Annotated in this window: 7 protein-coding genes; 5 read left to right on the top strand and 2 right to left on the bottom strand. The window is 60.7% G+C overall.

Going from position 1 to position 12,174, the window contains the following annotated elements:
* Positions 1 to 95 precede the first annotated feature (95 nt).
* The 5 genes from Mal65_RS11925 (at position 96) to Mal65_RS11905 (ending at position 10,747) form a co-directional block, all read left to right on the top strand.
* The gene (locus Mal65_RS11925) at positions 96 to 596 is read left to right on the top strand and encodes a hypothetical protein (RefSeq protein ID WP_145297677.1); all 501 of its coding nucleotides are present in this window, start codon (positions 96 to 98) and stop codon (positions 594 to 596) included.
* 148 nt (positions 597 to 744) lie between these two features.
* Positions 745 to 2,763, top strand: a complete 2,019-nt coding sequence (locus Mal65_RS11920; protein WP_145297674.1) for a response regulator — start codon at positions 745 to 747, stop codon at positions 2,761 to 2,763.
* A gap of 200 nt (positions 2,764 to 2,963) precedes the next feature.
* Complete coding sequence (locus Mal65_RS11915) at positions 2,964 to 3,956, top strand: sigma-54 interaction domain-containing protein (protein ID WP_390621838.1); 993 nt, start codon at positions 2,964 to 2,966, stop codon at positions 3,954 to 3,956.
* Positions 3,957 to 4,599: 643 nt separating this feature from the next.
* Entirely contained in the window at positions 4,600 to 6,153 is a 1,554-nt protein-coding gene (locus Mal65_RS11910) for a BBP7 family outer membrane beta-barrel protein (RefSeq protein WP_145297668.1), read from the top strand.
* A 241-nt stretch (positions 6,154 to 6,394) separates the two neighbouring features.
* Positions 6,395 to 10,747 carry a beta strand repeat-containing protein gene (locus Mal65_RS11905; protein ID WP_145297665.1) on the top strand — a complete coding sequence of 1,451 codons (4,353 nt, stop codon included), beginning with the start codon at positions 6,395 to 6,397 and terminating at the stop codon, positions 10,745 to 10,747.
* A 228-nt stretch (positions 10,748 to 10,975) separates the two neighbouring features.
* On the opposite strand, the gene Mal65_RS11900 is transcribed toward Mal65_RS11905, so the two are convergent.
* Together Mal65_RS11900 and Mal65_RS11895 are read right to left on the bottom strand one after the other, a co-directional pair.
* Complete coding sequence (locus Mal65_RS11900) at positions 10,976 to 11,467, bottom strand: FxsA family protein (protein ID WP_145297662.1); 492 nt, start codon at positions 11,465 to 11,467, stop codon at positions 10,976 to 10,978.
* A 100-nt stretch (positions 11,468 to 11,567) separates the two neighbouring features.
* Positions 11,568 to 12,149, bottom strand: coding sequence for a hypothetical protein (locus Mal65_RS11895; RefSeq protein WP_145297659.1), 582 nt, complete (start codon positions 12,147 to 12,149; stop codon positions 11,568 to 11,570).
* Positions 12,150 to 12,174: the final 25 nt, after the last annotated feature.

Genomic DNA, 12,174 nt, shown 5'->3' with positions numbered 1-12,174 from the left:
AACGGTGTTTGACCGACCAGAACCATGATCCCCGTGCACTTCGCCGCCGATTCCAGCGCGGCAGGTGATTCCGGATGTAGAGAACTTTCCGTTTGATGACGCCCCATCGATCCCCATCCGCTGACCGCCAACGCAAGGCAGGGCTGACGCACAAAAAGCTGCTCGGCTTTGTGGTGTCCGCTGTCGTGACGCTCGGCAGTTTGATGTGGATCGTCAGCCTTTCGTCGCGGATCGTGGATCATCAATCCAACGATGTGGACGCACGGGATGTTTCGTATGCCCCGGGTGATCCGGAGTTTGACCGGCTGTCACGATCCGAGAAGGTGGAAGCCCTGCGCCGCGAGGCCGCTCGAATCGACGAAGATTTGATGTGGCGCCGGTCGTATCGATTGCGCGAGCGGCGACGAAGAAATCAACCTGGGACGTACGAGGTCCATGAGTCTTGGAAACGGGAAGTCGAAAACTTGGAGAAACAGGTCAAAGCGTTTCCCAATCCGGTTCCCGGATCCATCGGCTGGGACGTACGAGAGCGTTTGAAGGAACTGAAGGCCGACCCGGCGCTTAATTCATCCGACCGTGAAAGTCTGCGCGACTGATTCGATCGCCACTGCGTTCGCCTGGAGGTTCCCTTCGCCCAGGGCCGACCGTTTGCGGCGATGGAAATCCCCGGCCAGCGACTATGCTGTGTTTGCCGTGCTTGTCCGCCAAGGCCTTCGTGACCACGCCGATCCGAATCGAACGTCCATGCAATTGCTTTTCCCCAAGCCGTGCCCGAAATTCCCGGCGCATGTGTGTTTTGCCATCGCCGTCTGCTGTGTGATGACCCTGGGCGGCGTTCTGACAGCCCAATCCCCCTTTGACGCCCCGGGAACGGATGACGCCGGTTTCGGCGACGATTTCGGGGACGGCGGGTTTGGCGACATGGATTTCGGTGGCGATGACTTCGGAAATCCGGGTTTCGATGACGATCAACCGGACACCACCGACGGCGGCCAAAGCGGCACGGATGAAGATTCGGATGCCCCACCACCGATCGCCGATACGCCGCTGGTGCGACAGACGCTGGACCTGGCATCACGAAAGCCATCGACGATTCCAACGGCGGTGAAGTCGATGGCGACAATCGGCCAGTGGGCGGCCGTCGAGCAATTGTTGTCAAACTTGGACGAGCCCGATGATGCGACGCTGCGTCAAATCGCCGTCGAAATGGGGCCGGCACTGATTTTGCGAGCCGGCGGTCGAGAGGAGTTGTCCGATGCGTCGCGAGACGTTTTGCAAAAAGCCCAAACCGCGTTGGCCGATCAGCATCGGTCGGACGAACGATTGTCCGCCGCCATCGACGACGTGCTGAGCGATTCCATTGACCCACGCTTGGGCGGCAACCGCGTGCTGTTGCGTGGTGGCAACGCATCGATTCAACAAATCATCGGTCGCATGTTGGAACAGCCCGAATTGGCATCCAATCGCGACTTGATCGCGCTTCTGCGACGACTGGGCAACGGTGGCGCGCGATCGCTGATCCAGCACGCCATTTATGGTGACGCGTCGGCCCAACAAGTCGCGCTGACCGCATTGGCCGGACTGCGAAGCCCTTGGTCGGACTTGCTGGCCGCATCGGCGCTGCACGGTCAAAGCACCGCACAGGAAACACGCGAGACGGCGGCAAGCCTGTTGGCACGTCATGGAAAAGGGCTGCCGACCAAAAATGCGACGATCGCCGCCATCGGCAAAGCGATCCACATGCAGTCGGACCGAATCAGTCGAATCATCCCCGGCCAAGACATCACGACGGCGTGGACGTTGGATCCCGACACAGGCGTGGCGGCTCCGGTGCAAACCGATGCATTGGCTGCCGAACGACGTCGCGCGACCGACCTTGCATCGATCTTGCGCCGCATGGCGGATGTGCCCGCGTCATTGATGCGAGACGCCGCGATCGCCGATGCCGGCTATCGCGTTCTGGTGGATCCGGATTTCGGTGACGACGACCAAATCGAAGCGATGCTGGCGGCCTATCCCGCGCTTTCGACGGCGGTCGGCATGAACGACTTTTTGGACAAGGCTTGGGACAGCGGTGACTTCAAAGCCATCTCCGCCGGCTTGGCCATCATCGGATCGGGCGTCATCGACGTTCCCTCCGAACTGCTGGACAGCCACACGGCGACGCCCACCACGCTGGTCCGATTGGCGTCCAGTTCATTGCCGCGGATCCGTTACGACGCGGCGATGACGATTCGAAAAATCGATCCGGGGGTCGCGTTCGCCGGTCGCAGCCAAGTCGACCGGACCATCGCTGCGATGCAGAAACTTTCACCGGGGCCGGTCGCGATCCTGATCGAAACACGGCCCAATGTCCGAGCCGAATTGGAAACCGTACTGACCCAGCTGGGATTTCAAGTTCGCACCGTGGGAACGGTGGCGGGTGCACTGCGTGAGATCGTTGCCGGTGGCGACATCCGTTTCATCCTAAGCAAGACCCAGTTGTGGGATGCTCAGAAGACCGAGCTGGCCGATCGAGTCCGGCGAACGTCGCTGGGCTGCCGTTTGCCGATCCTGTTTTTCGTCGACGACACGACCACCCCGTTTGATTTGGACCAGCTGGAATACCCACGCTGGCCGGCGATCACCCGAGTCATTGCTCGTCCCTACAGCACATCAGGGCTGATTCCCGTTTTGCAAGAGATCGAAACGCGGCAACCGGTCGTTTCGCTGGAGGCCATTGATCGCGAACTGTACCGTCGCTGGGCCACCGAATCACTTTAGGGATCAACACGGGCGTGCAATCATCATCGGCGCAGAATCAGTCATTTCGCAATCGCGGCTTTCGCGGTATGGTCATGTCGGTAAAGCGTGATCGTTGTTGTCCTGTTTGAACGCACCCGCCATTCATGTCGCTGATCGGCAGCTCGACGACCGGACCCGATGAACCGCTTTTGCCGGGAATCATCGGTCGATCCGCCGGAATGCTGCAGGTCTATCGGATCACCCGTCGGGTGGCGGGCAGCAACGCGTCGGTGCTGATCCTGGGCGAAACCGGCGTCGGTAAGGAACTGATCGCCAACGCCATTCACGTGCTGAGCCATCGCAGTGGCGGCCCCTTTGTGAAGGTCAACTGTGGCGCGCTGAGCGAAAGTTTGCTGGAAAGCGAATTGTTCGGCCACGTCCGCGGCGCTTTCACCGGCGCGGTGGCCAATCGCGCGGGACGTTTCGAAGCGGCCGGCGGCGGAACGATCTTCTTGGACGAAATCAACAGCACCACTGGAACGCTGCAGGTGAAGCTGTTGCGGGTGCTGCAAGAAAAGGAATTCGAACGTGTGGGTTCCACCAGCACCCTGCACACCGACGTCCGTGTCGTCGCCGCCAGCAACCGTGACCTGATGAAAGAGGTCCGCGAGGATCGGTTTCGCGAAGACCTTTATTGGCGTCTGAACGTGGTACCGATTGTGATCCCGCCGCTGCGGGAACGTCGCGACGACATCCCCGCGTTGGTGTCGTATTTCTTGGACTATTACAACGAGATCAACGACCGTTATGTCGCGCACATCGGCGACGGCGTGATCGAAGCGATGCAGGATTACCACTGGCCGGGGAACGTCCGCGAGCTGCAAAACTACATCGAACGTGCCGTGGTGATGGCGGAAACGGATGAATTGACCGTCGACCTGTTGCCGTTCTGTGTCAGCCAGCCTGCGGCGTTCCAATCGATGTCGGGCGAGACGCCGGAAACCGTGGACTGGCAATCATTGACCGACCAGTACGTCGAACGTGGGTTGAACGAATCGGGTTCGGAATCACAGAACGTCCACGCACAAGTCGTCGAACAGGTCGAACGAGCGTTGATCGCTCAGGTCTTGCAGCAATGTGACGGCGTGCAAACGAAGGCGGCGGCTCGGCTGGGGATCAACCGCAACACGCTTCACAAGAAGATCAAGGATTTCGGGCTGGGCGGGGAATAGCCGTCGGTGGCCTTGGGATCGTAACGTCTTTCGGGCGCCCGCCTACACTCGCCCCGCGGGAAGGTCGGGATTGAACAACGAGGTTCCGGAGAGAGTTCTTCTACCAGCGCGCCCTCCCCTCGCTTAGGCTCGACCCTCCCGGGGGGAGGGTGAAGGAAACACTACCTCGGCTTCACCCTCTCGCCCCGCGGGAGGGTCGGGATCGAGGAACGAGATTCCGGGGAGGGTTCTTCTGCCAGCGCACCCTCCCCTCGCTTAGGCTCGACCCTCCCGGAGGGAGGGTGAAGGAAATCCTACCTCGGCTTCACCCTCCCGCCCCGCGGGAGGGTCGGGATCGAGGAACGAGATCCCGGGGAGGGTTCTTCCAGCGACCGCGCCCTCCCGGAGTGAGGGTGAAGGAAAATCCGACGGCGGTTCGGGGCTAGCCCGGTGTCAAACTTTGCGGGTTAGGCGGCGTTTGACGATTTTTCGGATTTTTCCGAATTTCGATCGATGAAGCTGCACATTCTGGTCGATATCGCTGGTGAACGACGAATCGGCGGCCGGGGAACCGGCTGTTGATCGCGTCACGCCCCCCCTTCCGATCCAATTCAATTAATGGGGAAAGCCAGTGACTCTCTCTCGCGGCAACCTCGGTTTCACGATGGCTTTGGTATTGTGCCAAGCCTGGTTTACGTTTCACGGCACAACCGCTGCGGCGGCGGGCCCCGGCCAGAACAGCGAAACGGCGGCTCGAGCCTCCTGGCGTCCTGTTCGCGGCGCCGCTGCACCTGACCTGTCGACGCGCTCGGCAACGCCCGCCTCGAACGCCGCCCGCGTCTCGGTGGTCCGTCAAGCTTCGGCTCAAGAAGAAATCATGCCGGCACCGATCGTCGACGCCGGCTCGGTCCCGATGGACGGCCAGATCGTGGTCCACGAAGGCCACCATGAAATCGTCATGGGCGACCCCGCGATGTTTTCCGGCGGCTGTGGTTGCGGCGACGCCGGATGTGACGGCTTCGCCTGTGATTCGATGGGCTGCAACAGTTGCGGACCGGCGGGTTGCGGCGAACTGATCGGCAACAATACCTGGCGTCCTTGTTTGACCCTGTGCTTGCCTCAAGACGGCTGGTTCAGCGCCGAATACCTGGGCTGGTACCAAGACGGCATGTCATTGCCGCCGCTGGTCAGCAGCAACACGACCACGGTCACACGTCCCCAAGCCGGCGTGATCGGTTCGCCCGGATACACGACTTTGTTCGGCGATGATGAAATCCTGGACGGCGAAATCGAAGGCGTACGAATCGGGTTCGGAATCTGGCTGGACAACTGCCACACGTGGGGCATCGGCGCGGACATGTTCAACGTCGGCGAAATCAGCACGCGATACGAAAACAGCAGCGACGGCAGCCCCGTCCTGGCACGCCCGTTCTTTAACACATCGACCGGGCTGGAAGACAGCGAACTGGTTGCCTTTCCCGGCGTGGTCAGCGGCCGAGTCACCGTTGACGCCACCAGCGAATTCCAAGGCTGGGGCGTTCACTTCAAACGACTGCGTTGTGCCGATGAAGGCTGCACCGGCGGCTTCCTATGTGGATGCCCCCAGCACTTCTGTCGTCGCACCGAGGGCCTGTTCGGCTATCGCGGCCTGCAGTTGGACGAAAGCGTTGCGATCCAAGAACGTCTGACCGGGACCGCCGGTGAACAGTTTGTCATCTCCGATTCATTCACCACCCGTAACCAGTTCAACGGATTCGACCTGGGTTGGACCCAGCGATTGGTCCGAGGCTACTGGACGCTGGACACCGGTGTACGTTTGGCACTGGGAACCAATCGTCAAACCGTCACGATCGCCGGCAGCAGTGTGATCACCGATCCGACCGGAACGCCGTCGACACCGCAGACGTTCCAAGGCGGTTTGCTGGCACAGCGGTCGAACATCGGCAGCTACACGCAAGACGAATTTGCGGTCGTCCCGGAACTGCATGCCAAGTTGGGATACCAATTGACGGACAACCTGCGACTGACCGTCGGCTACACGTTCATCTACTGGTCCAACGTGGTGCGACCCGGTGAACACATCGATACCGACCTGAACCCCGCATTGTTGCCGCCCGAATCGGATCCGTTCACCGGCGTTCTGCGACCGTCGTTCGCTTTCGACACGACCGACTACTGGGCACAAGGCATCAGCGTGGGCGGCGAATATCGCTGGTGATCCACCCTTTCGGATCGAAACGGCCGGTTATTCCGACCGTGGCGATTGGGCGGGCGGGTTTTGCCTGACAGGCACCAATCGCCTGACCCAAATCAATCGCCTGAATTGCCCGACCCGATACCCATCAACACCCGCGCACGACAGTTGCCGTTTCGGCTGAACGTGCGTCTTTACCGCGGCCGGTCTGCCACCGATCGGCCGTGAACCCAGGCGACACAGTTTTTGATACGGAATCATCCCCATGGTCTTGCATCGATTGTTCCATCGTTTGACCGCTTCGGACCGCCGCGACCAATCGACCGGACGCCGCCGAATTGCTCGTCGACGCATGCTGCTGGAGCGTTTGGATCGGCGTGAAGTACTGGCCGCCAACATCGGACAAATCGTCGGCGTGGCCTTCACCGACCAGACCGGCGACGGATTGACCGGGGACGACCCTCGTTTGGAAAACGTCCAAGTCCAACTGTATCTGGACAACGGAAACGGCGTCTTCGACAGCGGCGTGGACACATTGCAGGGGACCGTGTTCACCGACGCAGGGGCCGATCCCAATCCCGGCCAATATGAATTCAATGACTTGCCGGCCGGCGATTACTTTGTCGTCCAGGCGACCAGCGGCACCCTGACACCACCGGATCCGACTCTGGTCACCGTCACCGCAGACAACGCCGACGGTGCAACCATTGTCACGATCGACGAATTCACCACCGGAGACCAACTGGTGACGGCCACCGGCGGGGCGACGCAGACCGGATCGGTCGCTGCCGGATCGGCACTGGGTGGACAGCGGGACATGCAGTTGGTCCACACCAATGGTGCGGGGAACACCAACCTGCAAGTCGACACGGGGACGGAACTGCTAAGCCTGTCGACCGGCGGTGGTGCGACGGCGATCGGAACCGTCGAATACGACGGTGCCGACGGCGCATTCGGATTGAACCTGCCACCGGGTTTCGCGGCGCAGTCACTGGCCGGTGCAACGGCGGGCGAAGCAGCACCGACCAACACCGGTTTGGAAGTCTTGGCTCGCGCAGAAAACCAAGACGAAACACTGCGGCTGATCGTCTATTCGTCGGCCACCGAAGCTTCCGAAGCCACGATCACGATTCCCGTCAACGCGACGTTGCAATCGGTGTTCGTTGACTTTGCCAGCTTTGCCCAAAGCGGTGATGCGGGAATCGCCGGACCGGCTGACTTCAACAGCATCGTGGCCGTCCGCGCCCAAGCGGAAGTCACCCTGGCGGATAACGACATCTTTTTCTCAGTCGTCGAATCCCGTGGTCCCGATCCGGTCACCGCGAACCTTTCGAACACTCAACTGGTTCAACTGGGCGGAACGGTCTTCATCGACAACGGGCCCAACGCCGGCGAACAAAACGACGGTATCCAACAAGGCACCGAAGCGGGCGTGGAAAACGTCGTCGTCGAATTGTACGAAGTGGCCACGGCCGGCGGAACGATCAACACCGCCACCGACACGCCGATCGATTCGGTGCAAACCGGCCCCGGCGGCGATTACCTGTTCACCGACCTGGATCCCGGTCACTACGTTGTCGTGATCCCGAACGCCGAATTCGGTGCGACCGAGCCGCTGTTCGGGCACCAAACCAGCACGGGCAACGATCCGGCACCCGATCCCGATGACAACACCGACGACGATGACAACGGTTCGTTGGTTGCCGGGTTCGGCATCGTCAGCGGCACGATCACGCTGGAAAGCAACAGCGAACCGACCACCGAAGCGGACGACAGCGACGCGGACGGTTTGAACAGCAACCGAAACTTGACGTTGGACTTTGGCGTCATCCCGGTGGTGGACCTGACGATCAGCAAGACCGTCAACGCGGCACTTAGCGGCGACGACGAAGACGACCAGGCGGTGTTCGACATCGCGGTGACCAACAATGGCCCGCTGACGGCGACCAACGTCGAAGTGGAAGACATCATCCCGGCCGGGTTGACCTTCAACAGCTTGGCGAACGAAGGTTCCGCGACCGCGACGGTCAACGGTTCGACCATCACGATCGACTTGGGCGACATCACCAGCGGCGGAAACTTTACCTTCCAAATCATCGCCGACATCGATGCCAACCAAACCGACGATATCGTCAACACGGCGACCGTGGATACGGCCGACCAAGTGGACATCGATCCCAACAACAACAGTTCCACCGCGACGCTGGATCTGCGTAGCACGCCGTTGACGATCACCAAAGTCGACTTGACCGACCCGGTCGTCGCCGGCGGTCAGTTCAGCTACGAAATCACAGTCACCAACACCAGCACGACCGACACGGCCAACGGTGTTCAAGTTGAAGACGTGTTGCCGACCGGTCTGACGTTCAGCAGTGGTCTGGTTACCCTGCCCGGCGGCAGCACCAACCCCAACTTGGTCCAGTCCGACCCCGACGGCAACAACGCCGCTCTGGTCCGCGGAACGATCGGCAACTTAGGCCCCGGCGAATCGGCCACCGTGACGATCACCGTCGACGTGGCGATCGATGCCAGCACCACGATCAACAATACCGCGACCGTCACCGCCACGCCCAACACCATTCCCGCGGGCAACGATAACGACGACGATGAACAAACCACGGTGACCCGCGAAGTCGATGTGCAAATCGACAAGCAGATCAGCACGCAAACGCCCGTCGCCGGCGGATCCGCATTCACTTACACGATCACGGTTCAGAACAACGGCCCCAGCATCGCTGAAAACGTGGAAGTCGACGACGATCTGGACGATCTGCTGTCCTATGTCGCGGCCAGCTTCAACGACAACGGCAGCGGCATCACGTTCACGCAAGACGGAACCGACCCGACGCTGTTGAACTTTGACATCGGCAGTCTGTCACCCGGTGCGGCCAACGCGGTCACGTTCAGCTTTGACGTCACCTTGGACGCGGCGGCCACCGGAACGCTGGACAACACCGCCGTCGTGTCCACCACCAGCACCGACACCGTTGCGGCCAACAACACGGACACCGAAAGCGTCACGATCAGCCGCGACGTCGACTTGGCGATCACCAAAGCGGTCAACGAAACGACTTTGGTTCCCGGTGAAATCACCGCCGGCAACCCCGCGTTGGTTTGGACGATCGAAGTCACCAACAACGGCACCTCGGATGCTTTCAACGTGGTCGTGTCCGACGACATCAACGACGAACTGAACGTCAACGGGCAAATCACCACGGTCACCGTCGACGCCGGTGCGTTCACAGTCACCAACCCGGACAGCACGCCGACCGTCTCGTTCGGCACGATTCCCGCGGGCGAAACACGATCATTCACGATCAGTGCGGAAATCCCGGCGGCCGCCACGGGCGACATCGTCAACAATGCGGTGGTCGACGCCGACGATATCAATCCGGTGACCAGCAACACGGTCACCACGACGCTGACGCCCGACTTCGACTTGACCGTCGACAAGACCGTTTCGGGGACGGCCAGTTTGAACCCCGGCAACCAAGTCACGTTCCAAATCGACGTGCTGCATGACACCGCGGGTGCCGAGACCAGCCCCAGTCGTGCAACCGGCGTGGTGCTGACGGACTTGTTGCCCGACGGCCTGACGTTCGTTTCGGCCACCGCGGCCGGATCATCGGTGACACCGACTACAACGGTTAACGGCGACGGGACGACCAGCGTTGTCTTCAGCAGCTTTGACTTGGATCCCGGTCAAACCCGCACCTTCACCGTCACCGCCAGCGTCGACAATGACGCCGACGGAACGCTGACGAACAACGCCAGCTTCGTCACCGACGCCGGTGAATCCGACACCAACAATAATGATGACGATGCCAACGTCACCGTCACACCGATCGTCGACGTCAGTGTCACCAAGACGGTCAATCTGGCCGACGCACAAGTCGGCAGCGAATTGGTGTGGACCGTCACCGTGACCAATGGCGGCCCGTCGATCGCCGAAGCCGTCACCGCGGTCGACACCCTGCCCACCGGCGTGACCTTCGTCAGCGGTAGTGGGCCCAACGGCGAATCCCTAACGCCCAGCGGCAACCAAATCACCGTCAACGGCGGCGACCTGGCATCGGGTGCCAGCTTCTCCTTTACGGTTCGCGCAACGATCGACAGCGGTGCCAGTGGCGATTTGCAAAACCAAGTCGCCGTTTCGACGACGACCAACGAAACGGTCACCAACAACAACAGTGCTCTAGCGGTCACGACCGTCGACCCGGTGACCAGCGAATTGTCCGGACGCGTTTACGTCGACGCCAACGAAAACGGCCAGTTCGACACGGGCGAAGCGGGGATCGAAGGCGTCACGATCGCTTTAACGGGCACCGATTCGCTGGGCAATTCGGTCAGCCGCACGGCGACCACCGATGCCAACGGCGAATACGTCTTTGCCAGCCTGGCCCAGGGCACCTACCGGTTGGAAGAAACCGAACAACCGGCCGACTTCCTGGACGGTGACGAAGACGCGGACAACAACCTGAACCCGACAATCACCGACGAAGTCTTTGCCGACATCGCCCTGGATCCGGACACGATCGTCCCGGGATTCAACTTCGGCGAACTGGAACGACCGCCGGAGGGTCTGTCCAAACGACGCTTCCTTGCCAGCAGCACTTGATGCGTTTCACGTTGCAGCGGTAGCGACGCGGCTTCGCGGAGCCGGTGGTAAAACGGCCTCGTCGCCAACCAATTTGCAACAATCGAAACCGTCAAGCCGGCTAACGGCGTTGAGAGAAAGGAAGCGTTGAACGCTCGGTCTTTTCTGGGGGGGAAAGACCGAGCGTTTTTTGATGCGCCGACCAATAGCCGATGCGCCGACCGATGTCCCGGGCGTTTCTTGTCGCTGTTAAGCTCGGCGTTCGACCGATGTCGCGTCGATCGTGTCATAGTCATCGCGACGCCGCGGTTGGCGATGCGGAGTCTGGCCGAAGGGGCCCGATCCCGAAGGCCCGCCGCCACTTTGAAACACTTGGAACTGAACGCTGCCACGGTAACGCCGCGCGATGAAGTGACGCACCATCGTCCGGCCGGCGGGAATCAACAACGTGAATCCCAAGGCATCGGTCAACAATCCGGGTGTCAGCAACAACGCGGCGGCAAATGCGATCATCATGCCGTCCTGAATTTCCGTCCCCGGCATCCGGCCTTCGGCCATCGCCAAACGAAAACGCCGCCACGCGTTGACGCCTTCGCGGCGGGCCAGAAACGAACCCAAGATCCCGGTGACCAACACGATCAAGAACGTCAGCCCCACACTGGTCACTTCTGCCAATTGGAGCAGCAAGTACAGTTCCATCAATGGAACCAAGATGAACGCGGCCAGCAGTTTGAAAAACATAGTGCACCAAAATGACAGGTGTGGTCGATGATGCCACGCAAGGGATGCACGTGTCATACCAATCGGTCCGCCGGCACCGAAAATCAGGGGGACCACCCCATCATTGGTCGCCCAATTGGCGGATCGTTCCGAATAAGTGGCCGCCCTTGTCGTCGTGGGTCCATGTCCCCGCATAATGATCCTTGTGAATCATCACTCGCGACGAAAACGTTCCCATGCCGGGGATCCACATTGAATCGATCGTGATGACCGGCGTGTTTTCGGCCCAGACGATCTTCAGATCCAGCGGGACTTCGGTGTCGGTGTCGCCGTACGTGATCTTCGCCGTCAGACGGTACATGTCCTTGGCGGGCAGCTTTTCACAGCGGCTGATCGTGTAGGCTTCCGGCTTGGGTGACGCATCAGGCTTTCCGTCGACGGTGAACCGCCCCACGAATTGCGACTGGTTCAAATAGGCCGCCAATTTCGTTTCGCGTTCGGTCGGTGCGGCGTCCGCTTGGCTCGGCGTGCCGACCTGACCGGGCTGCGTGATTGCCGATTCGTCCGCTTGACGGACTTCTTGGGCCGCCGCCGATGAAACCCCCCAACAACACACCATCAGCGATACCGCCAGGATCGGTGACGCGGTGATGGCCGGTGAACGCAACGAATCCGGCGCACGCAATGAATCAGGAAAAGTCATCGTCAGTCTGGTTCCCCGCAAATGG

The organism is Crateriforma conspicua, assembly GCF_007752935.1.
In the GTDB taxonomy this organism is placed as follows: domain Bacteria; phylum Planctomycetota; class Planctomycetia; order Pirellulales; family Pirellulaceae; genus Crateriforma; species Crateriforma conspicua.
Note: the sequence above shows the minus strand (reverse complement) of the source record. Positions and strands in the feature narration are given on the sequence as shown.